Source organism: Mycolicibacterium komossense, assembly GCF_025822605.1.
Lineage (GTDB): Bacteria > Actinomycetota > Actinomycetes > Mycobacteriales > Mycobacteriaceae > Mycobacterium > Mycobacterium komossense.
The window spans coordinates 115,190-140,608 of record NZ_JACKTY010000047.1; the positions used below are offsets into that span (position 1 = coordinate 115,190).

General features: G+C 64.2%; 24 protein-coding genes. 17 read left to right on the forward strand and 7 right to left on the reverse strand.

The features are described from left to right. Window positions 1-30: 30 nt before the first annotated feature. Window positions 31-672 carry a TetR/AcrR family transcriptional regulator gene (locus H7J73_RS28105; protein WP_264071091.1) on the reverse strand — a complete coding sequence of 214 codons (642 nt, stop codon included), beginning with the start codon at window positions 670-672 and terminating at the stop codon, window positions 31-33. Window positions 673-899: 227 nt separating this feature from the next. Between H7J73_RS28105 and H7J73_RS28110 the strand changes: the two genes are divergently transcribed. The 3 genes from H7J73_RS28110 (at window position 900) to H7J73_RS28120 (ending at window position 5,891) form a co-directional block, all read left to right on the forward strand. Continuing rightward, a complete protein-coding gene (locus H7J73_RS28110; protein WP_264071092.1) occupies window positions 900-3,818 on the forward strand; it encodes a helix-turn-helix transcriptional regulator in 2,919 nt (972 codons plus the stop codon). 294 nt (window positions 3,819-4,112) lie between these two features. Further along, window positions 4,113-4,640 (forward strand): YbhB/YbcL family Raf kinase inhibitor-like protein, encoded by a 528-nt coding sequence (locus tag H7J73_RS28115; protein WP_264071093.1) that lies wholly within the window; start codon window positions 4,113-4,115, stop codon window positions 4,638-4,640. 180 nt (window positions 4,641-4,820) lie between these two features. Continuing rightward, window positions 4,821-5,891, forward strand: coding sequence for an NAD(P)-dependent alcohol dehydrogenase (locus tag H7J73_RS28120; protein ID WP_264071094.1), 1,071 nt, complete (start codon window positions 4,821-4,823; stop codon window positions 5,889-5,891). Window positions 5,892-5,906: 15 nt separating this feature from the next. Here the strand turns inward: H7J73_RS28120 and H7J73_RS28125 are convergent, their stop codons facing one another. The 3 genes from H7J73_RS28125 to H7J73_RS28135 form a co-directional block, all read right to left on the reverse strand. Continuing rightward, window positions 5,907-6,545 carry a TetR/AcrR family transcriptional regulator gene (locus tag H7J73_RS28125; RefSeq protein WP_264071095.1) on the reverse strand — a complete coding sequence of 213 codons (639 nt, stop codon included), beginning with the start codon at window positions 6,543-6,545 and terminating at the stop codon, window positions 5,907-5,909. A 707-nt stretch (window positions 6,546-7,252) separates the two neighbouring features. Beyond that, window positions 7,253-7,822 (reverse strand): hypothetical protein, encoded by a 570-nt coding sequence (locus H7J73_RS28130; RefSeq protein WP_264071096.1) that lies wholly within the window; start codon window positions 7,820-7,822, stop codon window positions 7,253-7,255. Beyond that, window positions 7,804-8,352 carry a TnsA-like heteromeric transposase endonuclease subunit gene (locus tag H7J73_RS28135; RefSeq protein ID WP_264071097.1) on the reverse strand — a complete coding sequence of 183 codons (549 nt, stop codon included), beginning with the start codon at window positions 8,350-8,352 and terminating at the stop codon, window positions 7,804-7,806. The genes H7J73_RS28130 and H7J73_RS28135 overlap by 19 nt, the downstream gene beginning before the upstream one ends. A gap of 223 nt (window positions 8,353-8,575) precedes the next feature. Here H7J73_RS28135 and H7J73_RS28140 point away from each other — a divergent pair, with 223 nt between their 5' ends. The 14 genes from H7J73_RS28140 (at window position 8,576) to H7J73_RS28205 (ending at window position 21,773) form a co-directional block, all read left to right on the forward strand. After that, entirely contained in the window at window positions 8,576-9,817 is a 1,242-nt protein-coding gene (locus tag H7J73_RS28140; protein WP_264071098.1) for a cytochrome P450, read from the forward strand. Then, complete coding sequence (locus tag H7J73_RS28145; RefSeq protein ID WP_264071099.1) at window positions 9,817-10,413, forward strand: TetR/AcrR family transcriptional regulator; 597 nt, start codon at window positions 9,817-9,819, stop codon at window positions 10,411-10,413. The genes H7J73_RS28140 and H7J73_RS28145 overlap by 1 nt, the downstream gene beginning before the upstream one ends. A gap of 255 nt (window positions 10,414-10,668) precedes the next feature. Next, window positions 10,669-11,460, forward strand: coding sequence for an adenylate/guanylate cyclase domain-containing protein (locus H7J73_RS28150; RefSeq protein ID WP_264071100.1), 792 nt, complete (start codon window positions 10,669-10,671; stop codon window positions 11,458-11,460). 95 nt (window positions 11,461-11,555) lie between these two features. Then, window positions 11,556-12,200, forward strand: coding sequence for a GntR family transcriptional regulator (locus tag H7J73_RS28155; protein ID WP_264071101.1), 645 nt, complete (start codon window positions 11,556-11,558; stop codon window positions 12,198-12,200). Between the two features lie 98 nt (window positions 12,201-12,298). Further along, window positions 12,299-13,774, forward strand: a complete 1,476-nt coding sequence (locus tag H7J73_RS28160; RefSeq protein ID WP_264071102.1) for a sugar porter family MFS transporter — start codon at window positions 12,299-12,301, stop codon at window positions 13,772-13,774. Beyond that, entirely contained in the window at window positions 13,771-14,580 is an 810-nt protein-coding gene (locus H7J73_RS28165; RefSeq protein WP_264071104.1) for an SDR family NAD(P)-dependent oxidoreductase, read from the forward strand. Before H7J73_RS28160 ends, H7J73_RS28165 begins: the two co-directional genes overlap by 4 nt. 15 nt (window positions 14,581-14,595) lie before the next feature. Continuing rightward, a complete protein-coding gene (locus H7J73_RS28170; RefSeq protein WP_264071106.1) occupies window positions 14,596-14,967 on the forward strand; it encodes a sensory rhodopsin transducer in 372 nt (123 codons plus the stop codon). A 74-nt stretch (window positions 14,968-15,041) separates the two neighbouring features. Continuing rightward, window positions 15,042-15,863, forward strand: coding sequence for a transporter substrate-binding domain-containing protein (locus H7J73_RS28175; RefSeq protein ID WP_264071107.1), 822 nt, complete (start codon window positions 15,042-15,044; stop codon window positions 15,861-15,863). A 35-nt stretch (window positions 15,864-15,898) separates the two neighbouring features. Continuing rightward, the gene (locus tag H7J73_RS28180) at window positions 15,899-16,561 is read left to right on the forward strand and encodes an amino acid ABC transporter permease (protein ID WP_264071108.1); all 663 of its coding nucleotides are present in this window, start codon (window positions 15,899-15,901) and stop codon (window positions 16,559-16,561) included. Then, on the forward strand, window positions 16,561-17,271 hold the full coding sequence (locus H7J73_RS28185; RefSeq protein ID WP_264071109.1) for an amino acid ABC transporter permease: 711 nt from the start codon (window positions 16,561-16,563) through the stop codon (window positions 17,269-17,271). Before H7J73_RS28180 ends, H7J73_RS28185 begins: the two co-directional genes overlap by 1 nt. After that, window positions 17,268-18,008, forward strand: a complete 741-nt coding sequence (locus H7J73_RS28190; protein ID WP_264071110.1) for an amino acid ABC transporter ATP-binding protein — start codon at window positions 17,268-17,270, stop codon at window positions 18,006-18,008. Before H7J73_RS28185 ends, H7J73_RS28190 begins: the two co-directional genes overlap by 4 nt. Before the next feature lie 10 nt (window positions 18,009-18,018). Continuing rightward, window positions 18,019-19,614 (forward strand): N-acyl-D-amino-acid deacylase family protein, encoded by a 1,596-nt coding sequence (locus tag H7J73_RS28195; protein ID WP_308207449.1) that lies wholly within the window; start codon window positions 18,019-18,021, stop codon window positions 19,612-19,614. A 34-nt stretch (window positions 19,615-19,648) separates the two neighbouring features. Continuing rightward, window positions 19,649-20,785 (forward strand): mandelate racemase/muconate lactonizing enzyme family protein, encoded by a 1,137-nt coding sequence (locus H7J73_RS28200; RefSeq protein ID WP_264071112.1) that lies wholly within the window; start codon window positions 19,649-19,651, stop codon window positions 20,783-20,785. Then, window positions 20,775-21,773, forward strand: coding sequence for a sugar kinase (locus tag H7J73_RS28205; RefSeq protein ID WP_264071113.1), 999 nt, complete (start codon window positions 20,775-20,777; stop codon window positions 21,771-21,773). Before H7J73_RS28200 ends, H7J73_RS28205 begins: the two co-directional genes overlap by 11 nt. Before the next feature lie 22 nt (window positions 21,774-21,795). Here H7J73_RS28205 and H7J73_RS28210 read toward each other — a convergent pair whose 3' ends face one another. From H7J73_RS28210 to H7J73_RS28220, 3 genes are read right to left on the reverse strand one after another with little or no spacing between them, the layout of a single operon-like run. Beyond that, entirely contained in the window at window positions 21,796-22,512 is a 717-nt protein-coding gene (locus H7J73_RS28210) for a siderophore-interacting protein (RefSeq protein WP_264071114.1), read from the reverse strand. A gap of 24 nt (window positions 22,513-22,536) precedes the next feature. Next, the gene (locus tag H7J73_RS28215; RefSeq protein WP_264071115.1) at window positions 22,537-23,679 is read right to left on the reverse strand and encodes an acyltransferase family protein; all 1,143 of its coding nucleotides are present in this window, start codon (window positions 23,677-23,679) and stop codon (window positions 22,537-22,539) included. Beyond that, window positions 23,680-25,416: a DEAD/DEAH box helicase gene (locus H7J73_RS28220; protein ID WP_264071116.1), complete on the reverse strand. Its 1,737-nt coding sequence runs from the start codon at window positions 25,414-25,416 to the stop codon at window positions 23,680-23,682. Window positions 25,417-25,419 lie beyond the last annotated feature (3 nt).

A 25,419-nucleotide genomic window follows, 5' to 3' on the forward strand; every position in this document is an offset into this window, starting at 1 on the left:
AGCGGGCTTGGGCGCCCATGCGCCTCGTTCCTAAGCGGATGCCGTCGCATCGAGCAGGCTGTGGACAAACTGCTTGTGAAGCCACCGTCGCGCCCGTTCCGCGGGCCACCCAAGCACCGCGATCAAAAAGTGGAAGCCACCGTGAGCCCCGTAGTAGAAGAGGGCCAGATCGGCGAAGTCGTCATCGGAAAACGCCACCGGAAAACCACCCAATGGGCGCACTGTAGCCGCTATTTCGAGCAGCGCGGCACGATGTCGGGCCAGTGCCACCGCAAGAGCCGCCGCGGCCGACCCGTCTTGCGCGGCAGTAGTCGAGACCGTTTGAATGATGTCGTCGAACTGGGAATGCATGCCGAGGTACGCCTCGGTCAGTAACTCCAGGGACTCCTCGAGCGTGCTGGCGCGACGGATTGACGACAGCGTCTCCGCGACCAGCGGCGAGGTGGTCCACATATCCATCAACGTGCGTAACAACCCCTGCTTGCCGCCGCACTGCTGGTACACCGTGCCTGAGGACACCCGACCGCGATCGGCGATCTCATTGATCGTGGTAGCGAAGTAGCCGCGTTCGGCGAACAGTGTGCGCGCAGCGTCAACGACTGCTGTCCGTGTGAGTTCAGCGTATTCGTCACGCCGAGAGCGACGCGGTGACGACTGCGAATCCGAGGTCATGCACGCGCCGATTTCGATGTCATGTCGTTCCTGATCGTAACAGGTGACCGTAGTCTCACTTGATCCGTTGGGCAATTGATCAAGTTAGTACACGAACCATCTAACAGGAACGCAGCGTACCAATTCTGTGAGTTCAGACATCTGTTGCTGTGCATTGACCACGCTGACTATAGTGACACTACATTTGATGCTCAGCGACAACGCTGGTATGTGGGAACGTCGGCGTCGTGGCTACTGCGCTGCAGGGGGCGAAGGGCGATGACGGGATGCTGATGGCGACCGAGGGCCGCGCCGCGCAGGTCGACGACGAAGGCGACCATCCGCCGCCAGGGAAGATTCGCGCCGCGGGCCGGCCGCCGCGTCTGGCCACGCCCGGGGTCGCCCTGCGGGGTCGGGCTGAGCAGCTGAGCTTGATCGACCGCTTGCTTGACGCGGCGCAGGACGGCAACGGATCGGTGCTCGTCATCGAAGGCCCACCTGGAATCGGCAAGTCCCGGCTGGTGGAGGAGGTCTTGCTGCGGGCGCGGCGAGCAGGTGCTCGCCCGCTGTCGGGCAAAGCGTACGAAGATCAACAGACGGTGCCGTTCGCGCCGTTGTTCGAGGCGATCATCCGCACCGAGCCGCCGCTCTGCGACGGCGAGGTGCTCAGACAGTTCAGTTCGACGGCGGGCACCCCGTTCTGGGCCCTGCACGATCTGCAGGAGGCCATCGCCGAGGCGGCCGCGCTCACCCCGCTGGCAATCTGCCTCGACGATGTTCACTGGGCTGACGCAGGCACGACCGTGGCGTTGCAATCGCTCGTCGCCGGGTTGGCGCGCTCCCCCGTCGTGTGGACCTTCGCCATGCGCAGCGCTGGTGGCCGCCCCGAAGTCCGCGATGCCGTCAACGCGATCATGGCAGGGCGGGGAACCGCGGCGCATCACGTGTCACTGGGCGCGGTGGACGTCGCTGCCGTGGGTGAGATCGCGGGGGACGTCGTGGGCGCACGGATCGACGAATCAGTGATCGAAATGGCCGGGCTCGCGCACGGCAACCCATTCCTCATCCTGGAGACGCTGCGCGGTCTGCACGAGGAGGACCGGATCCGGGTGTCGGGCGGCCGAGCGATGATCACGGGCCGTGGTCTGCCGCAACGGTTGGCGGCCACCATGCAGCAGCGCCTCGAACGGCTCTCGCCAGCCGCGCGCCGCATCGTTCACGTCGCATCGATCCTGCCCGAGAAGTTCTCGACCGAACTACTCGCCCGCGCCCTGGGGCATAGCGCGGCTCAGATGGTCGAGGGCCTCGACGAAGCCGCCCGCGGAGATCTGCTGACCGAAGAAGGCGGTCAATTCAGGTTTCGCCACGACCTGTTGCGGCGCGCGGCGCAGCAGACGCTGCCACGGCCGCTGCGCCGTGCGATGGAGCGGGAGGCGGCAACGCTGCTGCTCGAACTTGGTGCCGCGCCAGAAGAAGTCGCCGTCCAGCTCGCTCGCAGCGCCGACGTCGGTGACCTGGCGGCCGTCGCGTCTCTGCGCCAAGCCGCCAGGACACTGTCGAACTCGGATCCATCCGGAGCGGCCGACTTGAGTCAGCGCGCGCTAGACCTGCTGCACCTCAGCGACGGCATCCATGCCACCGTCGTCGGCGAAACGGTGTTCCTGCTCAACCACGCTTCGCGCTTCGCCGAGGCGGAACTTCTTGCCACGTCTACGTTGTCGGGCGATGTGCCCGCAGAAGACGAGGCACAGATCCGACTGGGCCTCTCGATTGCCTCATCGTACTGGCCGGGTCAGCGCGCCGATCAGAACCGGCGCGCACTTCAACTCACTGGCGTGTCGGCGGTGACCCGCGCCCAAAACCAGGGCTGGCTCGCCTACAACCTGGCCAATGACGGGCTGCCCGACGAAGCTCTGGACGCTGCTCACCATGCTCTGCGGGCGGCCGAAGAGACCAACGACCTGCAGACCCGTCTGATCGCCGAATCCGCCTTGATCACCGTCGAGTGCGCCGCTGGCTACGAGCAACGCTGCCTGGAACGCGCGTCGAATCTGCTCCCCCTGCTACGGACAACCGAAGCAGGAGTGCTCGGCGTGGTTGCATCCTCGACCCGCATCAGTGCGCTCATCGCGACGGGGCATCTCGCCGAGGCGCAGGACGCGATCTCTGGTGATCTGAACCATGCTCAGCGTCTACACAATCCGGCTGGCGAACGTGTCTTCAAGAGTCGGCAGGCGCTTTGTGACTTCGCCGCCGGCCGCCTGCAGAGCGCACGCGACAGCCTGACCGAGAGGCTGCCCGAAGGGACGGGGGTTCGCCAAGAATCGGTAGGTGGGCGAAGCGGACTGATGATTCTGGGAGCCATCGCCGCCCACACCGACGACCGCGCACTTCACCGTCAGGTCGGGATCGCCGCCAGACAAGGGCTCGACGGGGGCCCGGCAGTGCGACGGGAGTCGATGATCACCCTGGCCCACGCGGCGTGGCAACGGGGAAACCTCGCAGAAGCGGCACGTTGGCTCGGAGAAGACGTCACCCTGCTGACGCCACCCACCTGGCCGATGGATCTCGACTACGTCATCTTGGCGGCACGTGTCGCACGCAGCTCCAGCGACGCCGGACTTCGCCAACGCGTCGTGGCCGCGTTGGACGTCCTGACGCGGGATCACCGACAGGGCACCCTCTATGGGGCCGTCGCGTTGCATGCGCGCGGACTGATCGAGGACGACCGCGACGCCCTGGAAACGTCGATGGGCATGCTGGCCGATTCGTCGCGTCCGTTGCTTCACGCCGGCGCCGCCGAAGACCTGGGCCGCGAAATCGCCAAAGCCGGTGACCGTGATCTGGCTGCCCGGCGACTCGGCCTCGCCTTCGACGTGTACGCCGCCCACGGCGCCACCGCGGACGCGCGCCGCACCGCCCAGCAGTTGAGTTCACTTGGCGTGCAACGCCGCGTCGTCCGCAGGCGGACGCGGACGGGATGGGACAGCCTCACCGACTCGGAACTGCGCGTCCTAGAACTGGTCGCCGATGGAGCGACCAACCGAGAGGCCGCCCAAGCCGTAGGGGTCTCCCCGCACACGATCAACACTCAACTGCGCAACGTCTTCACCAAGCTGGGCATCCACTCTCGGGCCGAACTGATCCGCCAGGCGCGGGGACGCTGAGCCGCAGGCTACAAAGGCACCCAAGGCCAATCTCCAGGTGAACCGACCCGAGGCCGACGTCAGCGACCTCCGGCACAATCAGCTCCCCGGACCCATGAGACGCCTGCGCATAAATATGGCATAGCGGGTGATGGAAGACGTTCGCGCCGAATGCAATTCTGAATCGTCAACGACTTCGGCAGCGGAACGCCGCCGAAGGCACCACCTCGGGACCTATTCAGACCGAACCCGAATTGACACCGCCACATGCCGTATCGCCGTGGAGTCGAGCGGCGACCGCCGGAAGGACCCATCGTGATCTCACCGTATGACGCGTTACCGGCACTTCCCGCCTTCACACTGTCATCCCAATCCATCACCGACGGTCAGCCACTGCACCGCGACCAGATGAGCGGCATCATGGGGGCCGGCGGATCCGACATCTCACCTGAGTTGACGTGGTCCGGCTTCCCCGCCGACACCCGAAGCTTCACCGTGTCGGTGTATGACGCCGACGCTCCCACCGCGTCCGGTTTCTGGCACTGGTCAATCGCCAACCTCCCGGCCACTCTGACCCACCTCTCCGCCGGCGCAGGTGATGGGGGCGCCGATAGCCTGCCTGTCGGCGCCATCACGCTGACCAACGACGCCAGCTTCCGGCGATACATCGGGGCGGCACCGCCGCCGGGTCATGGCGTGCACCACTACTGGGTGGCGGTGCACGCGGTGGGTGTCGACAAACTGGACCTGCCCGAAAACGCGACGCCCGCCTATCTCGGATTCACCCTCTACAACAGTGCGATCGCACGCGCGACCTTCCACGGCACCTGCGAACGCACTTAGCCATATCCCTGGCGAACGGTGGTCTTCGCTGTTCTCAGATAAAAAATCGCACAGCATGTGATGGCGCATCCAAACTTCAGACGGCACCGTAATCGGTAGAGGGGAACGCGAAAGCGCGCCACCACCTGACATCCCGCACGGGACCGCACCCGGCGCTGTAGCTATCACCAGGAGAGACCCATGAAGATGCGAGCCGCACGCATGCACGGCTACAACCAACCACTGCAGATCGACGAAGTACCCGTGCCCGACGTGGGATCCACTCAGGTACTCATCAAGGTCGCCGCGACCGGTATGTGCCGCAGCGACTTCCAGCTCGTCGACGGCTACTTCCGTCAAGGACTGCCCGTAGACATGCCGTTCACGCCGGGCCACGAGATAGCCGGCACCATCGCCGCTTTGGGAACCGAGGTACCCAAGTCCTCGGGCCTGTCCGAGGGCGATCTGATCGTCGTTGACCCAAACTGGGGTGACGGCACCTGCCGACAATGCCACGAAGGCAACGAACAACTCTGCAGCGGTGGACAACTCGTGGGATTCGGACCCAACGGCGGATTCGCCGACTACGTGGTGGCGCCGCACAATCACGTGATCTCCGTGGCAAACCTGCCCAACCCGCGCCCCGAGTACTTGGCGCCCCTGACCGACGCGGGGCTGACCCCGTACCGCGGAATGAAAAAACTCCGCGACGCGAGCAAGCTTGGATCGGGTCGTACAGTCGTGATCAACGGCATCGGTGGTCTCGGAAGTTACGCTGTGCAGTACGCCCGGCTGCTCGGCGCTGGCGCCACTGTCGTCGGGTTCGCCCGCAGCGACGGCAAGCTGGCCATGGCACGCGAAAACGGTGCTCACCACACTGTCAACGTCCGCGGGAAGTCGGTCGAGGACGTGCAGAACGAGCTCGAGAACCTGACCGGCCGACGGACCGTCGATGCGGTGCTGGATTGCGCAGGTTCGTCGGAGTCACTCGGGCTGGCCGCCGCGGTCCTCGGTACCGAGGGCGCGCTGGGGCAAGTCGGTTTGATGGGCCAGCGCGTCGAGCTGCCCATCTTCCCGTTCGTCAGCGGCGAGAAGTCCTACTTCGGATCTTTCTGGGGCAATTACAACGACCTGACCGAGGTTCTCACGTTGGCCAGCCAGGGCCTGATCAAGCACCACGTCGTGCCAGTGAAACTCGACGACATCAATGACACCCTCGAAGCACTCGGGCGCGGCGACATCGTCGGGCGCGCGGTGGTGGTCTTCGACTGACCGCGACTCAAACTGTCAAAGCGGTGATGATGCTACTGCTGACAGGCTTCGAGTGAATTGTTCGAAGAGCCACTTCTTGGCGCGTTCCACCGGCCAGCCGAGCACCGAAACGGTGAAGTGAAAGCCACTTTGGGCGCCGTAGAAGTACATGGCGAGGTCGGCGAAGTCATCCGGGGTGAATGACTTCGAGAAGTCGCCCAGTTCGAACACTTTCTGGGCGAAGTAATGCAACGCCGTGCGTTGGCGGGCGTTTGCCGCCTCGAGTGAAGCCGCGGCGTCGTCGTCGTGTAGAGCGGTGACGAAAACCACCTGTGCGATGTCATCGAACAGTTGATACATGAGCAGGTATGCGTCGGTCAGTATCCGCAGCCCCTCGTCGAGCGTCGTCGCTTCGTCGACGGCGGACATACTCTCAGCAATCAGCGGATCGGTGGTCCACATGTCCAGCAGCGTCTGCAGCAAACCTTGTTTGCCACCACACTGTTGGTAGACGGTGCCGGCTGAAACTCGGCCGAGCTCAGCGATGTCGTTCACGGTGGTGGAGAAGTATCCACGTTTAGCGAACAGCGTCCTGGCTGCGTCTACCACGTCCCGGCGAGTTTGCTCGGCGTACTCCTCGCGCCGAGAACGCCTGGGCTCGCTTTCCTGGCTCATCCGCCGCCGATTCGAGTAGTCATGTCACCGACAAGGCTAACACGCGAACATGAGTGCAACTCAAACGACACAACGCCGTGCAAAGTCAATATCGCGATGCACGAGTGAGTGCAGTGACACTACATCAACTATCCTGCGGCCGATGCAGCTCCGTATCCGGCGGCTAACCTGGTCTGCCTTCGCTGGAAGCCATTTGGAGTATTTCCAGTCGTTCGTCTCGACGTGATTCCGCGGTTTCGCAGCACAATCTGATCAGACTTCGGTTCCATAATCTGAGTTGCGGTCTCGGCCTTGACTGAGGCGTTGCTCGCGGGCTCCCTCGACGCTACGCCAGTATTCTTGTATTTCGGTCTGCCAGGCCTGGTAATCCGCCTTACGGCGGTCGGTGCCGTCGCTCGTCGGGTGAGTAGCGCAAAGACGCGGTCAGGCAGTTCTTCTACTTGAGCGTGTAGTCGCGTAGTCGTGTACGGAGATCGCACGTTGGCCGCTGGCGAGGACGCCGTCGATGAGGTCGCCGGCTTCGCCGCTGCCGCCGCGGGACGCCTGGTGAAGCAACGGCGACATCGCGGCACTGGTTTTGTGCCGTAAGCGAAACCGCCGAAATCGCTTCCGGGACTTCCTAGTTAAGCTAAATGGATTCTCATCGTTATGGCAGGTCCGCCACTCGTCCGCCATCACTGTGAGAATTCCGCCAACCAAAATGAGAACTAGTAGGCGTGGATATAGCGGGCACCCTGTTGATTGGCCTGGCGAAGCTCTCGTGCGCCGGCTATGAGGAAATAGTGGCACCAGTCTTCGCCTACGTCACTCGCCCACCCCGGGAGTCGTTCCTGGGCATCGCCTAGCTCAAGGGCGAGATGCACAAGAGGTCCAACGACCGGGCCCAAATTCGTCTCGAACCCCTCCATTTCGTAGGAGTTGTCCACCGCGGCCCGCCAGGGCTTCAGACTGGTCTCGAGGTCGCTGTCTGGGTGGGCGACGTCAAGATAGTGCCCCACCTCCAGGACTGCGACCGACCGGTTGTTGATGTCGAGCCTCTCTAAAGCTGCTTTCCACTCGGGAGCGTGCCTCTGCGTCTCGACGTCGGCAAGGTCAACCTGGGGACCTGCGACGCACCGGAAATCCGAGGGGAGTTGACTGAGAAAAAGTTGGGCTGTCCTGGCCGGGTCAGTCCGCACGTCCCGGGTGGTGGTCGGCAAGAGCGGCAGCGAGAATTCGTCTAGTCGTTCGAGCTGGCTGTCCAAGTCGGCGTTCGCCATCAAGATGATGGGCACCATAACGCGCAACCAATGGACCGAGTCAGGGTCCATGCTCGGCATATAAAATCAGGCTCATTCACTACCACGTAGGACCAGCCGATCGACTCCATAACGACCCTCGTCCACCGGCACAACGTGGCGATACGCGGATCGGTCATTCGCTCGCTACGCACCACATCCACCACGACCACACCTGCCACGCTGTCCCAAAAATAGTCCGGGATGTGCCGGCGCTTCTGATCATCAACGGTGGCCGTGAGCAGGAACGGCTGAGCCACAATGTTTCTCACGCCCGGATTGAAATCAGCCAGCACCAGATTGGCAAGTTCTAGACGAGACTCGTAGACGACGTGGTCACGCGTCGTCGCAGCCCAATACGTACCGGAGTAATGGCGCTGACCGAGGTATGAACGAAACGTCCGCCACGGCGCCGCCCGAAACAAGGCCGTTGACTCCGCATCTCGAGCCGGAACAGACCGTGGTTCCCCGGCCGTGGGCCGAAAAGCAACGACCGCGGACTCCACATCAACCCGGACAACATTCAACATCGTCACACCACGCAGCTAGCGCCCATTCAGCATGCCACCTCGGGCCACTGTTCACGCCAAAACGGCGGCACCCAACCAAAAATTACGCTAGCTCAGCTAACGGCTTTCTCAACTTGATGGCACAAATGCCCCGCATATGCCATTCCTGTGAGAAACATGTCATCTACTTTGAGAACTTACACTATTGGTTGACAGATATACCCACGTGTCGTATCAATAAGACATGGCAGCTATTGTGTCTCATTCAGTGCCCGCGATGTTCCGGCTGGCCACGGCCGATACCTGGGCCGAGCCATGGCCGATGTACCAGGCGCTGCGCGACCACGATCCTGTGCATCACGTCGTCCCCGACGAGGCACCCGAGAACGACTACTACGTCCTGTCCCAGCACGCCGACATCTTCACCGCCGCGCGTGACCACCAGACCTTCTCCTCAGCAGAAGGCCTGACCGTCAACTATGGCGAGCTCGAAATGATTGGGCTGCAGGATAACCCGCCAATGGTGATGCAGGATCCGCCGGTGCACACCGAATTCCGCAAGCTCGTCTCGCGGGGCTTCACGCCGCGCCAGGTGGAGTCCGTCGAGCCCAAGGTGCGTGAGTTCGTCGTCGAACGCATCGAAAGGCTGCGCGCCAATGGCGGAGGCGACATCGTAGCCGAATTGTTCAAACCGCTGCCGTCGATGGTCGTCGCGCATTATCTCGGTGTGCCCGAGCAGGATCGCGCGCAGTTCGACGGTTGGACCGAAGCGATCGTCGCGGCGAACACCGCCGAGGGCGGCGTGGCGGGCGCGCTGAGCACCCTCGGGGAGGCGCTCGGCGAGATGATGGGCTACTTCAGCGCATTGATCGAACGCCGGCGTGTCGAACCGGCCGACGACACCGTATCGCACCTGGTGGCCGCCGGCGTCGGCGCCGACGGCGATATCGCGGGCACGTTATCGGTACTGGCCTTCACTTTCACGATGGTCACCGGTGGCAACGACACCACCACCGGGATGCTCGGCGGTTCGGTCCAACATCTACACCAACGGCCGGACCAACGCCGACTGTTAGCCGAAAACCCAGATCTGATAAGGGATTCCGTCGACGAATTCCTGCGCATCACCTCACCCGTGCAGGGGCTGGCCCGAACCGTGACCCGCGATGTCACCATCGGTGACACCACCATCGCGGCAGGCAGGCGCGCACTACTGCTGTACGGGTCGGGCAACCGCGACGAACGTCAATACGGTCCCGACGCCGGCGAGCTCGACGTCACCCGTAAGCCGCGCAACATTCTCACGTTCAGTCTCGGCGCCCACCACTGCCTCGGCGCGGCAGCGGCGCGAATGCAGTCCCGGGTCACGCTGACCGAACTGCTCGCCCGATGCCCCGAGTTCGATATCGACGAGGCCGGGATCGTCTGGGCCGGGGGCAGTTACGTCCGACGGCCGCTTTCGGTTCCCTTTTCGGTGGGATCCTGATGGCAGGTAACGACTGGCTCGGATCACGACGCGGAGAAGTCGCCGCCGAGCGGATCCTCGACGCAGCCGGCGAACTATTCGCCGAGCACCGTCCCGGCTCGATCGGCATGCACGAGATCGCCAAGGCGGCCGGGTGTTCCCGGGCCACGTTGTACCGGTATTTCGAGAACCGGGAGGCGTTGCACACCGCCTACGTCCACCGCGAGGCCTACGCGCTGCACCACCGACTGTTGGAGCGGATCGGCACTATCAGCGATTCACGCGAGCGGTTGATCGCCGGGTTCCTGACCTCACTCGAGCTGGTGCGGCAGAGTCCGGCACTGAAATCGTGGTTCGCTACCGGCGACGCACCGATCGGGGCCGAGATCGCCGACCAGTCCGACGTGATCAAGGCGATGGGTGCAGCTTTCGTGGTATCCCTTGAGCCGCACGGTGATCCGGCCGCCGTCGATCGCAAGGCCCGCTGGTTGGTGCGGGTGCTGACCTCGCTGTTGCTCTTCCCGGGTCGTGATGCCGAGGACGAGCGGGCGATGGTCGAAGAGTTCCTGGTGCCGATGGTCGAGTCGACGAGCCGCCGAGGAACGAGGCGGCTCTGATGCCTCAAGACCGTTGCTGGACAGAATGATTCGGCAGTCATCCGGCGCAGAGTTGGAGCGATACCGAGCGGCCGGCACCGAACGCACCGCCACCTCCCACGCGTCAGCCACCGGCCGGCCCCCGGGCCGGTAACCGCAGCGTCCGGCGCAGCCAGAACGCCTGCGCCCAATCCGGGTGGTTGGCACGGATGAATCTGCTCTCGTGGTAGGGAGGCATCATCAGTTCAGGATCCGCGACCGAAAGGCGGTGCAGAAGTGGGTTGGACGATCGCGGCGGCAGTACCGGCGGTGCTTGCCGTGGCCGAGGCCGTCGCGCTGGTCGTGCTGCGCGCACGCCTGCGGGCCAGCCAGCAAGAAGCGAAGGAGATGCGGGGGCGCCTCGACACCCGCACCATGCTGTGGACGGGCGGTCGTGAGGCGGTCAAGACCGTGTGGCAGACCGCCAACCTGGTGCGCACCCAGGGCTTCGGTGGCGCGGTGCGGTCCTCGATCGAGGAGCTCGCTGACTGGGCCGACGTCGAGCGCCCGGACTTGGCCCGGCTGGCCCCTGACGGCAAGTTGGTGGTGATGTTCTCCGACATCGAGGAGTCCACCGCGCTCAACGAACGCCTCGGCGACCGGGCGTGGGTCAAGCTCATCGACAGCCACGACCGGCTGGTGCGGCGCCTGGTCAGGGCGCACGACGGCCATGTCGTCAAGAGCCAGGGCGACGGGTTCATGGTGGCCTTCGCCGATCCGACGGCCGCGGTGAGCTGTGCGGTGGCGGTGCAGCGCGCGCTAGAACGCGATGCAAAACGGTGGCGGCACAGCAGTATTCGCGTGCGGATCGGCATCCATCTGGGCAAGTCCGTGCTGCGCGGCGACGACGTGTTCGGCCGCAACGTGGCGATGGCCGCCCGGGTCGCCGGCCAGGCCGACGGCGGCGAGATCCTGGTCAGCGAATCGGTACGCACTGCGGTGGGCGGCAGCCAGGATTTCGATACGGGCCGGGAGGTCGAGCTGAAGGGCTTCGGCGGAACGCATCGGCTCTACGCCGTGACGATCTAGCCCGTCTCAGGCCACGTGGCACGCTCCCTCCAGACTTTCGTCAATTGTCAGCAATCGTGCACTGTAGACTGAACGCCCAGTAGAGAGGTGGGTACGTGACCGAGATTCGTGCATCGTTGAAGAACGACTCGCGAAGGCATCGCGTCGCGCAGATTCTTCGCCAGGAAATCGTCGCCGGCCGACTCAGGCCGCGGGACAAATTGGTGGAAAGCGATCTGGCCGACCAACTGGGGACCAGCCGTGGACCGATACGCGAAGCGCTTCGGCAGCTCGAACAGGAAGGCCTCGTCGTCTCCTACCCGTACCGCGGTACCGAGGTTCTGGGGGTCACTGACGAAGAGGTCCACGACATCCTGGTACCGATCCGTTTGACACTAGAGAAATTCGCCATCACCCACGGCCTCGAAAACATGTCTGACACGGTCTTTGACCGCCTGGCATCCATCGTCGAGCTGATGGCGGACGCCGCTAACCGCGGCAGCTTGGACCTGCTGGCAGATCTCGACGTGCAGTTTCACCAAATCCTTATCGACTCATCGGGCCACGAGCATTCGCCACAGCTCTGGAGCGTGATCCAGCCGCGGGTGTGGGCCTATTTCCGTCGCGATGCACGCCGTCATGCCTCGGCACACGACATCGTCGACCAACACGCTCACCTCCTGGAAGTCCTGCGCCGTCGCGACGTCTCGGCAGCCGTCGCCGCTTTGACGGCGCATGTACACGACCTGCCAGGTAGCTGAATTCCTCGCCCGTAGAGCCTCCTTCGTGTGATTGACAATTGTTGACAATCAACTATATGGTCCACGCCACACGTTGTTGACAATTCGGAGGCGAGCCCATGCCCGAAGTGGCCCCCGTTGTACACACCTCGCCAGCCGGCGTAGGCGAGCCGACCCACCTGCCACGACGCGTGGTGCTGATCTCGGTTGCCGCCGCCGTCGGTGGTTTCTTGTTCGGCTTCGACACGGCGATCATCAATGGCGCGGTCGACGCAATCACGAAGACGTTCGACCTCAGCAGCGCCATGCTCGGCGCCGTCGTCGCCGTCACCCTTGGTGGTGCAGCAGGCGGAGCGGCGACGGCGGGCTGGATCGCCGATCGACTCGGTCGCCGCCCCGCCATGCTGATTTCCGCTGCGGTCTTCTGCGCATCAAGCGTCGGCTGCGCCTTGTCGTCGTCTCCCGGCGCATTGGTGGGATGGCGCCTGGCGACGGGGATCGCGGTCGGCATGGCGTCGGTGCTCGCACCGCTGTACATCTCCGAGATCGCCCCCGCCGCGCGACGCGGAGTCTTGTCCTCGCTGCAGCAAATGGCAATTGTCCTAGGGATATTCACCGCGCTGCTGTGGTCGGCGATGATCGCCGACCTGCTCAACGGTGCAGACGCAGCCACCTTGCTCGGACTCCCCGCATGGCGGTGGATGTTCCTCGCGGGCGTTGTTCCCGCCGCCCTATATGGTCTTTTCGCCTTGGCGATTCCCGAATCACCACGTCATCTGGTCGCCACGGGAAAACTGGAGGCGGCGAGTCAGACGATCCAACGTTTGTTCGCGAGCGCACCGTCAGCCGCGTCCGAACAGGTGAGCCGGATCGCCGCGACCCTGTCCGCGGATGCCAAACCTCGATTCCGTGATGTGCTGAGCTCGCGAACGGGCCTTCTGCCACTGGTGTGGGTGGGTGTCGGGATCGCAGCGTGCCAGGCCCTGGTCGGCATCGACGTGATCTTCTACTACTCCACCTCGCTGTGGAACAGCGTCGGGTTCGGCGAATCGGCGGCGTTCTCCCTCTCGGTAGCGTCGTCTGTGGTCAACGTCGTAGCGACCGTCGTGGCGATTCTGCTGATCGACCGGGTGGGACGACGCCGCCTGTTGCTCGTCGGGTCAGCGGGGATGGCCGTCAGCCTCGTGGTCGTCGCGATCGGATTCAGCCGAGCGGTTCTCAACGGAGACGGTCATCTCGCTCTCCCGTCACCCTGGGGCGTCACCACCCTGATCGCCGCCAACGTCTTCGTGGTGTTCTTTGCGGCGTCGTGGGGTCCGGCAGTCTGGGTGCTCTTGGGTGAAATGTTCCCCAATAACATTCGTGCCGCCGCACTTTCAGTGTCAGCAGCCGCCAACTGGGTAGCCGGCATCGCCGTGAATCTCACCTTCCCGACGTTGCGGGAGATTTCACTTCCCTTCAGCTACAGCCTGTATGCGATCTTCGCCGTGCTGTCCGGCGTGGTCGTGTATCTGGGAGTCCGCGAAACCGCCGGCCGCGAACTCGAGGAAATGACCACCGAACTTCCACTGACTGACCGCGGGACGGACGTATGACCATGCGCAGCAACCTGATCATCACCGGCGCCGCCGCGGGCATTGGTCGGGCAACCGCGCTGCTGTGTGCCGAGTACGGCATGGGGCTGACCCTGATCGATCTCCATCGCCAGGCTATCGAGCCGGTTGCTCGCGAGGCACGCGAACGCGGTGCCGGCGACGTACTGTCGATCAGCTGCGACGTGAGTGTCGAGACACAGATCGACGAATCCATCGCCGCCAGCGTAGAACGTCTCGGGCCCCCGACAGGCCTGGTGGCGAGCGCCGGAATCGAGATCAACGCGCCAGCACATCAGCTGAATCTGGTTGACTGGCAACGTACTCTCGATGTGAATCTCACCGGGGCGTTCCTGGTCTGTAAGTACACGCTCGCAGCGATGGTGGGCGATGCGACGAGCGGGGTGGACGCGGGGCGGTCCATCGTCTTGGTGTCCTCACCGGCAGCGCTGGTGGGTTTCGCCGGCGGCGGGAACTCCGCGTATGCAGCCTCCAAGGGCGGTGTGTCGGCCATGACGCGGGCTCTGGCACTGGACTATGCCGACCACGGCATCCGTGTCAACGCCGTAGTCCCCGGCAGCACCGACACCGACCTGCTGTACGCGGGTGTCTCCCCTGCGGACCTACCAGGCAAGCGCGCTGCCATCAGCGCTGCGGCGCGCGAGCAAATACCGCTGCGGCGGCTCGCCGACCCTCGTGAAATCGCGCACGCCATCCACTGGCTGCTGTCCCCACATTCGTCCTACGTCACCGGCTCACACCTGATGTGCGATGGCGGCCTTATGGCCAAGAGCGCCAACACTTTCTAGAAGGGAAACACCTCTATGTCTCATGGAGTCACCACCTGGGTCCTCGTCGACGGTTACATCCCGCCCACCAGCACAGGACCCGAACCGGCGATGACCAGTCACGACACCGTTTGCATTCTCAACACCGGAGATTCCGACGCCGCCGTGGAGCTCACCATCTACTTCAAAGACCGCGAACCGGCCGGGCCCTACCGTCTGCGCGTGGCCGCTCGCCGCACCCACCACCAACGGTTCAACGACCTGTGTGATCCCGAGCCGATGCCCGTTGACGCCGACTTCTCCTGCGTGGTGACCAGTGACCGACCGGTCGTCGTGCAGCAGACCCGACTGGATTCCCGGCAAGCCGAGAATGCGCTGATGACGACGATCGCGTTCCCCATTCACTGAACGCCGAGGCCACGAACAGCCCGGCACCGGTCAACAACATTCGATACCAACAGTTCCCAGCGAAAAGGAGCACCATGACAAGGACAACGCGACTCCTGGTTGCCGTACTGGCCACCCTCGCGCTGGCCGTGACGGCCGCGTGTACATCGTCAAACCAGGCCGGTACGAACGACGGACAGCCGAGCACGCTGACAAAGATCCTGAGCACCAAGAAGATCACCATCGGAGTCTTCGCCGACGCGCCGCCCTACGGCGTCATGACCAGCACCGGCCAATACGAGGGATTCGACATCGATCGGGCTAAGGCCCTGGCCAAATCCCTCAATGCCGAAGTCGACTTCGTCGGCACCACCAACGCCAGCCGCATCCCCATGCTCGAAACCGGGAAGGTCGATGTCGTCATCGCTGCGCTGACCAATCTCGATGAGCGAGCCCAGGTGGTGGCCCTCACGCGTCCATACGCCACCGAAGGCCAACTGGTTGTTGTGCCGACCGACAGCCCGATTCGCAGCTACGCCGATCTGGCCGGGCGCACCGTGGCCGCAACACGCGGCAGCGTCCCGGCGACGATCTTGGCCGCCCAGTTCCCCGAGGCGAAGGCAACCCTGTTCGAAGCCGTCGCCGACTCCATCCAAGCCCTTCGAAGCGGAAAGGTCGACGCCTTGATGGAAAGCACCTCCGTGGTTGCCGACATCCGTAAGAGCCAGGGCGACGCGGTCCGCGTCCTCGACGCGCCCGCACTGGCACCGTCGTTGGTCTCGTTCGGCGCCAAGATGGGCGACCAGATCTGGCTGAATTACCTGAACAACTTCATCATGAACTACAACATCAGCCAGCCCGCCAACGATTCTTACCAAAAGTGGCTCGGGATGGACCTCCCCGACCTGATCAAGTAGACAGGAGCACCGTCGAAGAACGCCTCGGATACCCTATGCAGCTCTACTACGGCGATCTCCTCCCGTACACCAGTGCACTCTTGCGCGGTCTGGGCATCAGCGTGGTCATCAGCGCCGCCGCCACACTCATCGGCGCAACCCTGGGCATTCTCGTCTACGCAGCCCGGCAAGTCTCCTGGCGCCCCTTGCGGTGGATGGCCGCGGGATACATCGAAATCATCCGAAACACACCTCTACTGCTGCAGTTGTATCTCATCTATTTTGCGCTGCCGCAGGTTGGAATCAATTTCAATCCGATCACGGCTGGAGTGATTGCACTCAGTATCAACAATTCTGGGTACATGGCCGAAATCTATCGGGCGGGTTTTCGGTCCGTGCCCAACGGCCTCACCGAAGCCGCCGCCGCCCTCGGCATCAGCAGTCGGGACACCTTCTGGCGAGTACTGCTACCACCAGCTCTACGAAATGTACTGCCCGCCATCACTAATCAGACCATTCTGTTGTTCCTTGCTTCGTCGATCACCTCTGTGGTGGCCGTACCAGACCTCACGCACGTCATGATGGGCATCACCTCGACCACGTTCCGCACCATCGAGGCCTTCACTGTCGGCGGACTGCTCTACTTCTCTGTTGCGTTCATCATGGCCGCGCTGTCCCGGCTGATCGAAACGCGCTTCATCAAGTGGAAGGTGGCGTGATGTTCCAGGAACTCAATGCCGATCACCTGTCCCTCATCTGGCGGGGCGCTGTCGTCACGGTCCAGATCTGTTTACTGTCAGTTCTTTTCGGCGGGATCGGCGGGACGGCAATCGGTCTGATGAGCACCGGACCGGTAAAGCTGCTACGTTGGATCGCGGCAATCTACGTCGCGTTGATCCGCGGCATACCAGTGCTGCTCGTCATCTTCTTCGTCTACTTCGGTCTGCCCCTGCTCAATCCCGGCAGCAGTCTGCCCGAGTACTGGGCAGCCGTAATTGCGTTATCCGTCTTCGCCGCCGCGTACATCGCCGAACTGGTCCGCGGCAGCATTCAGGCCGTGCCCCGCGGCCAGTTCGAGGCAGCCCAGGCGCTGGGCATGTCGTACGCGCAACAGATGCGCTGGGTCGTGGTACCACAGGCGGCGCGCATCATCATTCCCCCGGGCGTCGGGTTTCTCGTCGTACTGATCAAAGACAGCTCGCTGGTTGCCGTGATCGGGCTTGTCGAACTGACACGCGCCGGCAACGTCGTCAGCTCGCTCACCGCCGATCCAATCCTGACCTATCTGATCGTCGGCCTGTTCTACTTCGTGATCTGTTTCGCGCTGTCGACGGCAGCACGCTGGTACGAGCAACGCCTTGGCATACACGCTGCGCCCCCCGAGATCACCGATGCACTCGCCCTGACCACAGGAGCAAAATCTCAATGAACAAACCAATTGTGGCTGTCACAGACCTACGCCTGAGCTTCGGTAAAACCGAAGTCTTGCATGGTGTTTCATGGACCGTCTCCGAGGGAGAAGTGGTCTGCATCATTGGCGCCTCGGGATCCGGCAAGAGCACACTGCTGCGTTGCATCAACGGCTTGGAGCGACCGTCGGCGGGAACCGTGGTAGTCAATGGCCACACCTTGACAGCGAACGAGACCTCAGCTGATCTGGCCACGGTCCGCCGCGAGGTCGGCATGGTGTTTCAACACTTCAACCTCTTTCCCCACATGACCGTTATCGACAACATCACTCTTGCTCCGCGCCGAGTGCTGCACCGCCCCAAACAGGAAGCCGAAGACCGCGCCCGCGATCTGCTTGATCGGGTAGGGCTCACCGAGAAGGCAAAGGTGTATCCCGATTCCCTCTCCGGCGGTCAAGCGCAGCGAGTGGCGATCGCACGAGCCCTGGCGATGGATCCGGCGATCATGTTGTTCGACGAACCGACGTCGGCGCTCGATCCCGAGATCGTCGGCGAAGTACTTGCCGTGATGAAGGGTCTGGCCGCCGATGGAATGACGATGGTCGTCGTCACACACGAGATGGGATTCGCCCGTGAGGTCGCCGATCGCGTCGTGTACATGGATGCCGGCACGATCATCGAGATCGGCTCTCCCGTCGAGGTATTCAGCGATCCGAAACAGGACCGAACCCGCACCTTCCTCAGCAAGGTGCTCTGAGGTGTTCGCTGTGGACACCCTGCTTGTGGGCGGCGAGATCGTCGATGGCACCGGAAGCCAGCGGCGGCGCTGCGATGTCGGTCTCTCAGGGGATCGCATCGCCTACATCGGCCTGTCCGATGACGTGACCGCTCGGCAGACGCTGGACTGTCGCGACATGATCGTCACTCCCGGGCTGATCGACCCACACAGTCACAGCGACTGGTCAGTACTGGGCAACGCCGACGCGATGAGCACCATCCACCAAGGAGTGACAACCGAGGTCGTCGGCAACTGTGGCGTGACCTACGCACCGCTCAGTGAGCACGACGTCGCCGGCGCATGCGCCTCACTGCGTTCGATGGGGTACGAGGGCCCCGTGGACTGGCGGAGCTTCCCAGACCTGCTCACCCGAGTGCATTCGGCCGGCACGGCGCAGAATCTCATGTGGTTCGTCGGTCATACGGCCATCCGGGCCGCGGCCCACGGCCGCGCGGAAAGCGCGGGAATCGACGAAGAACGCGAACGCATCCGCCTGCTCGAAGAGGCGATGGACGCCGGGGCGATCGGACTGTCCAGCGGTTTGGAGTACGGATCTGGCCGATTCTCCCGTACCGAGGAACTCGCGCAGCTGGCCCGCGTCGTCGGCCGGCGACATGGCATGTATGCCAGTCATATTCGCAACCGCGACCACGGTCTCGGTGCCGCGGTCGACGAGTTCTTCAGCATCGTCAACGCCGCGCAGGTTCGTGCGCAGCTATCGCACCTCAACGTGCGCCACAACACCGGCGCGCAACCCGGTGCGTGGGAGCGCGCGGTCGAAGACGTGATGAAACAGCGCCGCAGCGGGACCGACGTCTTGGCCGATATGACCCCCTACCCGCATGGCATCGGGTTGGCGGCGGGACTGCTGCCGGACTGGCTGGCTGACCGGCCTGCCGCCGAGGCCGCCGCGCTGTTGAACGATCCCGAGATTCGGCAGCGCGTCCGCCAGGACAGCGACAGATACTGGCGGTTCGTACATGCGGGACAGTGGGATCGAGTCCGGCTCGGGGTGAGCGCCACCCACCCGCACTGGCAGGGGCTGACCTTTCCCGAGATCGCATGTCAGCAGGGTCAAGACGAATGGGACTGCCTCTTCGACGTCTTGGCCGCCGCAGGTGCCGATCTCGGTGGCGTACAGCTCATGGGCGAACTGTTCACCGCCGAGCATGTCGCCGAGGCGGTGGGCCACGATCACTTCCTGCTCGGTGTCGATGCGTTCACCACCCGCCACGACGGCCCGCTCGCCGCTCGCACGCGCCACCCGCTCTTTTTCTACGGACATACCCATTACCTGGCGCACCACGTTCCCGCAGGCACCCTCAGTCTGGAAGAGTCCGTACACAAAATGACCGGAATGGTTGCCGAGCACTTCGGTATTCGCGGGCGCGGGCGTCTCGTCGTCGGCGCTCACGCCGACGTCGTGGTGTTCGATCCGGCCATCCTCGACCGAACAGACACCTGGAAAGTGCCGCAGGGATACGCCGACGCAGCTCGCCACGTCTGGGTCAACGGCACCCCAGTCGTCAGCGACGCAGTCCGCACCCCGCACCGGCCGGGACGTCAACTAACGCAACACAACTGAACACATCGACAACCCTTCGAAGGAGCACATCGTAGTGAACATCGTCCGTATCGAGACTTGCGGATTGCGGGGAGCCACACCGGAGGGCGGCTGGTCCAACGAACTCAAGCCCGATGACGTCGTACACACCCTGGTCGCCGTCCACACTGACACCGGGCTGATCGGTGTGGGAAGCGCATTCACCTCACAGGCACTCGTGGACGCCGCCCTTGATCTGCTGCGCCCACAACTGATCGGCGAGAACGCTCTCGAGGTGGAGCGGATCACCGAAACGCTGCACCAGAGCGCATTTTGGATGGGACGCGGCGGCGCCTTGACACACGCCACCAGCGCCCTCGACATCGCCTTGTGGGACGTGGCCGGCCAAGCGCTGGGACAACCGGCAGGAAGACTTCTGGGCGGACGGCACCGCGAACGCGTGCGCCCATACGCATCGGTGCTGATGGACGAAGAGCCGACGATGACCGACAACCTCACCCTCCTCGTCGATGCCGGATTCACCGCATTCAAGATCGGGTGGTGGAAGTTCGGGCGCGTCGACCGTGCCACCGACGAGCGCACGGTCGCGGCCGCGCGCAAGGCCGTCGGTGAGCATCTGTTGGCGGTCGACGCAGGAGGTTCGGAGGCGTTCTTCCCCGGCGATTTGTCGTGGGCGAAACGCACCGCCGACATGCTGGCCGACTATGACGTCGCATGGTTTGAAGAGGCTCTGCCACCCGATGACGTCGACGGCTTCTCTCGGTTGCGGGCGTACTCGAAGGTACCGATCAGCGGCGGGGAGGTCCTGACCCGCAGGCAGTCCTTTGCACCGTACCTGCGGGCCGGCGCCTTCGACATCGTGCAACCGGACACCACCAAGGGTGGCGGTCTGAGCGAGTCTCGCCGAATCGGCTGGGCCGCGCAGGACCACGGGGTCCGGCTCATTCCGCACGGCTGGAACACCGCTATCGGGTTGGCCGCGGACCTGCAGCTGGCTTCGGCTCTGTCAGGGACAGACCTTGTCGAGTACAAGACCGGCTCGGCCTACATCGACGGTCTCGTCAGCGGCGGCTGGGCCTTGGGTGCCGACGGCATGCTCGCGGTGCCCGCAGGCCCGGGATTGGGCGTTGAGCTCGACAGCGCCGCTCTTGGCCGCTACGGCACCAACCCCACTTTTGCCGATGCCCGGTGATGAGGAACGTGACAACGAGAGCGACGACATCCGGCGCTTCGACGTCGTCACCGTCGGCGAAAGCCTGGGGTTACTCACCGTGGAACGCCCTGGGCGTCTGCACAACGGAGCGGCAACCCGCCTCGGCTTCGGAGGCGCCGAGAGCAACGTCGCGATCGGCATCGCGCGTCTGGGCGGTCGCGCGGCATGGATAGGGCGCCTGGGCGCCGACGCCATCGGCGAACTCATCGTGCGGGAGCTGCGCGCCGAGAACGTCGCGCCCTACGCCGTCCACGATGCCGACCACGCGACATCGCTGATGCTCAAACAGCATCCGCAACCCAGGACCAGCCACATCACCTACTACCGGCGGGATCAAGCTGGCAGCCATCTCAATCCCGCCGATCTTCCACCCGATGTCATCGAGAGTGCCAGCATCCTGCACGTAACCGGCATCTCTGCTGCGCTCGGCGAACAACCGAGGGCAACGATCCACGCCGCCATCGACCGTGCCCGCGCGACCGGCACCCTGGTCTCTTTCGACGTCAATCACCGTCAAACACTGTGGCGGGACCCCGGCGAGGCCGCCCCGGCCTACCGCGATCTGCTGAGCCGAGCCGACATCGTCTTCGCCGGTGAAGGCGAGGCCGAACTGGTCACCGGCGAGTCCGAACCGGGAGCCGCCCTGGGGGGACTGCTGGGTTTTGGAGCGCAGTGCGCCGTGCTCAAACGCGGAGCAAACGGCGCGATCGCGGGCAGCGCCGACGGAAGGTTCGAATCGGCGAGCGCCCTGACCGTGCCCGTCGTCGATACCGTCGGTGCCGGCGACGCCTTCGTCGCCGGGTGGCTCGTCGCCGCGGCCCGCTCCTCGCCACTGTCTAGCTGTCTGCAGACCGCGATCTCATGCGGGGCTTGGGCATGCACGAATGACGGTGATTGGGAGGGCGCCCCGACCAGCGATGACTTGGTTCGGCTGGCCGACGTCGGCGCAGATCCTGTCACTCGTTGAGCGATGGGTTCGGCGCTCGCGCCTACGCCACCCAATAGGCCTGCGCCTTGATGGCTTTGCGCGGGATCGCGAAATCCTCGCGCAGCACCTTGGCGATGGCGCGGGTGGTCCGGTTGTCGGACGCCACCCAGCCGAAGTGATCGGGTGCGTCGAAAGCCGCCGAGCGAACCGCCTCGACGAGGGATTCGCCGTCGTTTTTGCGGTCCACCCAGACGATCCCGGCGTCCCGCGCGACCGGCAAGTGCCGGTCGTCGTCGTGCGCCGCCTCCAGGAACACCCGGGCCGGGGCGTCACCGATGGCCGCCAGCAACGTGTTGATCGCAGGTAGGGACGCGGTGTCGCCGACGATGACGTAGCCGACGGGGTCGGGCGTCGGCAGAGAAAAACTACTGCCGAGCACCGTGACGTCGAGGATGTCGCCCGGCTGCGCGTTGGTCGCCCACCTCGCGGCGATGCCGTCGTGGATGGCGAAGTCGATGTCGACGGTGCGTGCGGCGGCGTCGGGATTGACCAGCGTGTAGCCGCGCTGGTGGGCAGTATTGCCATCGGGGAACCAACCGCGTACCCACATTGTCGGATGCACGTGACGCTCGGTCAGTAGCCTTCCGGAGTCGAAGTGCAGCCGCAGGTAGTGCGGGCCGATCTCGGTGCGGCCGGTGACAGTCAGCGCGTAGTCACCACCACGCCACAACTTGACCAGCGCACCCGGTAATCCGCGGGACGGTTTCTGTTCGGTCATAAAAGTTAGGTTACCCTAACCAGCCTACGAAGGGCGGACTCTCGTGAACCGGTGCAGCAGCCACGCCAACGGCACGGTGAGCACCATCGTCGCGACGAACAACGCCCCGGCCGAACCGGTGTACACCGGTTGGTGCAAGACCTTAATCATCGCGATCTCCATCACCACCAGATGGATCAGGAAAATCTCGTAGGAGATCTCGCCGAGCCACACCATCGGCCGGGTCGCGAGCAATCGCGCGTACCAACCGTGGTCCCCCAGGGCCAGGGGCGCGATCAGCAGGGTGGCGATGAACGCATAGAACCCCGCCTTCACCAACGCCTCCGAGGCGGCATAGGGCGAGGTGGTCGGCTCACCGGCCAGCGGTGTCGACACGATGAAGTAACTGACCAACGCCACCGGGAGCGTGACCAGGGCGTAGCCGCGGACGCCCATCGCCTGCAGCACCGCCAGCAGCATCCCGCCGAGAAACCACAGCAGATACGTCGGCAACCACAACCGCGCACCGTCGGGCAGCCACGAGGTCCAGTGCACCAACACAATCCAGGCGGGCGTGATCAGGGCGAGCGCGGCCATCCCGGCGAGCAGCAGCAGCGGCCGCCAGCGCCGACGGCACAACACCACCAGCAGCACATAGGCCAGCAGCGGCAGCGCCACATAGAACGACGCCTCGACAGCCAGGCTCCACATCTGCGTAAGCCCTTGGTGGATAAAGGAGTACATGTAGTTGTCGGTGTAGATCTGCGTCAGCGTGATATTGCGCAGGAGCCCGATCCAGGTATGCCCGGGATTGGGCTCCGCGATCCGGAAGTGATAGATCACGTAACACGCCAGCACCGTCACGACATACGGGGGCATGATGCGGCGGAAGCGGTGCCAAGCGTAGCGGCGGACCGACGGCGCGGGCCTGCCGGTGGCGGCGGCCTGCACCCACGGCCGAAAGAGCAGAAAGCCCGAGAGCACGAAGAACATCGGCACGCCGATCTCCAAGCGCGAGTAGAGAAGTCCGATGTACCCGTGGGTGTACTTACCGGTGGTGTACGCGGCGTGGGTGGCGACGACGAGCGTTGCGGCCACCGCGCGGACCCCGGTGAGCGAGCTGACACGGTCCTTGGCGGACACCTGCTCGAGTCCGCCCTGGGCATCCTCCGCCTTGGCCAGCGTCATTTACTTGGTGTAGGGCTTCTTCGGCTTCTTTCCCGGCTTGGTGCCCCGTTGGAACTGCGGGCGGGCCGGCGAACCGTCGAGCTGCAAGTTGATCAGGATGCCCTGAATGCGGGTCTTCTCAAGGGATTTGATGGTCTGTGGCGACAGCTTCTCCGGCAGCTCGACCAGCGAGTGGTCGGGCCGGATGGTGATGTGCCCGAAATCGCTGCGATGCAGGCCGCCTTCGTTGGCGATGGCACCGACGATGGCGCCCGGCATCACCTTGTGCCGCTTCCCCACATCGATGCGGTAGGTGGCGAAGCCCTCACCCGGGCGCCGCGTTGGGCGCTCCGGCCGATCGGGCCGGTCACCCCGGTCTTCGAAGCTGCGTTGGTGCGGCGGCGGTTCCGGCGCCATCAGGAACGCTTCGCCATCGCGGGACTGTGCCGCGAGCGCGGCGGCGATATCGACCAACGGTACGTCGTTCTCGCGCTCGTAGTCCTCGATCATCCGGCGGAACAGCTCAACACCCGGCGCTCCGAGCGCATCGGTGATCGAGTCGCGAAACTTCGAGACCCGCTGGGCGTTGACATCATCGACGCTCGGTAGCTGTGCCTCGGTGAGCTTCAGCCGTGTGGCCTTCTCAATTGCCTTGAGCATGTGACGTTCCCGCGGCGAGACGAACAGCAGCGCCTTGCCGGACCGACCCGCTCGACCGGTTCGGCCGATGCGGTGCACATAGGACTCGGTGTCATGCGGGATGTCGTAGTTCAGCACATGGGAGATGCGCTCGACGTCCAGACCGCGGGCGGCGACGTCGGTGGCGACGAGGATGTCGATCGACCCGTCCTTGAGCGAGGCGATGGTGCGCTCACGCATGGACTGGTTGATATCGCCGTTGATGGCGGCCGCGGAGAAACCGCGCGACCGCAGCCGTTCGGCCACGTCTTCGGTGGCCTGCTTGGTCCGGACGAACACGATCATCGCCTCGAACTCTTCGACTTCGAGGAACCGCGTCAGCGCATCCATCTTGCGGGGACCAGCGACTTGGATATAGCTCTGTGTGATGTTCTCCGCCGTAGCGGTTTTCGACTCCACCGCCACTTCGACGGCGTCGTGCAGGTATTTCGTGGTGATCTTGCGGATCGCGCCGGGCATGGTCGCGGAGAACAACGCGACCTGCTTGTACTCCGGGGTGTCGCGCAGGATGCGTTCGACATCCTCCGCGAAGCCCATCTGCAGCATCTCGTCGGCCTCGTCGAGCACCAGATAGTCCAGCCGCGTCAGATCGAGCGTGCCCCGTTCGAGGTGGTCGATGACGCGACCCGGGGTGCCGACGACGATCTGCGCGCCGCGTTTGAGACCGGCCAGCTGCACGACATAGGACTGCCCGCCGTAGATCGGCAACACGTTGATCCGCGGCAGCTTGGCGCCGTAGCGGCCGAACGCCTCGGCGACCTGCAATGCCAGCTCCCGGGTGGGCGCCAGCACCAGCGCCTGAGTGGCTTTGCTGGTGGTGTCGATCTTGGACAGGATCGGGATGGCGAACGCGGCGGTCTTACCCGTTCCGGTCTGCGCGAGTCCGACGACGTCGGAGCCCGCCATCAGGGCCGGGATGGTGGCCGCCTGGATCGCCGACGGGGACTCGTAGCCCAGATCGGAGACAGCCTGCAGCACCTGAGGATGGATGTTCAGGTCGGCGAACGTCACTTCGGGCGGCGTCGCGGTGTCGGGTTGGTCCGAATCGGGAGAAGTCATAGC

Coding starts and splice junctions, on each gene's coding strand:
- H7J73_RS28105 (WP_264071091.1), bottom strand. CDS start 672: ATGACCTCGGATTCGCAGTCGTCACCGCGTCGCTCTCGGCGTGACGAA.
- H7J73_RS28120 (WP_264071094.1), top strand. CDS start 4,821: ATGAAGATGCGAGCCGCACGCATGCACGGCTACAACCAACCACTGCAG.
- H7J73_RS28125 (WP_264071095.1), bottom strand. CDS start 6,545: ATGAGCCAGGAAAGCGAGCCCAGGCGTTCTCGGCGCGAGGAGTACGCC.
- H7J73_RS28130 (WP_264071096.1), bottom strand. CDS start 7,822: ATGGTGCCCATCATCTTGATGGCGAACGCCGACTTGGACAGCCAGCTC.
- H7J73_RS28135 (WP_264071097.1), bottom strand. CDS start 8,352: ATGTTGAATGTTGTCCGGGTTGATGTGGAGTCCGCGGTCGTTGCTTTT.
- H7J73_RS28140 (WP_264071098.1), top strand. CDS start 8,576: ATGGCAGCTATTGTGTCTCATTCAGTGCCCGCGATGTTCCGGCTGGCC.
- H7J73_RS28145 (WP_264071099.1), top strand. CDS start 9,817: ATGGCAGGTAACGACTGGCTCGGATCACGACGCGGAGAAGTCGCCGCC.
- H7J73_RS28160 (WP_264071102.1), top strand. CDS start 12,299: ATGCCCGAAGTGGCCCCCGTTGTACACACCTCGCCAGCCGGCGTAGGC.
- H7J73_RS28165 (WP_264071104.1), top strand. CDS start 13,771: ATGACCATGCGCAGCAACCTGATCATCACCGGCGCCGCCGCGGGCATT.
- H7J73_RS28170 (WP_264071106.1), top strand. CDS start 14,596: ATGTCTCATGGAGTCACCACCTGGGTCCTCGTCGACGGTTACATCCCG.
- H7J73_RS28175 (WP_264071107.1), top strand. CDS start 15,042: ATGACAAGGACAACGCGACTCCTGGTTGCCGTACTGGCCACCCTCGCG.
- H7J73_RS28180 (WP_264071108.1), top strand. CDS start 15,899: ATGCAGCTCTACTACGGCGATCTCCTCCCGTACACCAGTGCACTCTTG.
- H7J73_RS28185 (WP_264071109.1), top strand. CDS start 16,561: ATGTTCCAGGAACTCAATGCCGATCACCTGTCCCTCATCTGGCGGGGC.
- H7J73_RS28190 (WP_264071110.1), top strand. CDS start 17,268: ATGAACAAACCAATTGTGGCTGTCACAGACCTACGCCTGAGCTTCGGT.
- H7J73_RS28205 (WP_264071113.1), top strand. CDS start 20,775: ATGCCCGGTGATGAGGAACGTGACAACGAGAGCGACGACATCCGGCGC.
- H7J73_RS28210 (WP_264071114.1), bottom strand. CDS start 22,512: ATGACCGAACAGAAACCGTCCCGCGGATTACCGGGTGCGCTGGTCAAG.
- H7J73_RS28215 (WP_264071115.1), bottom strand. CDS start 23,679: ATGACGCTGGCCAAGGCGGAGGATGCCCAGGGCGGACTCGAGCAGGTG.
- H7J73_RS28220 (WP_264071116.1), bottom strand. CDS start 25,416: ATGACTTCTCCCGATTCGGACCAACCCGACACCGCGACGCCGCCCGAA.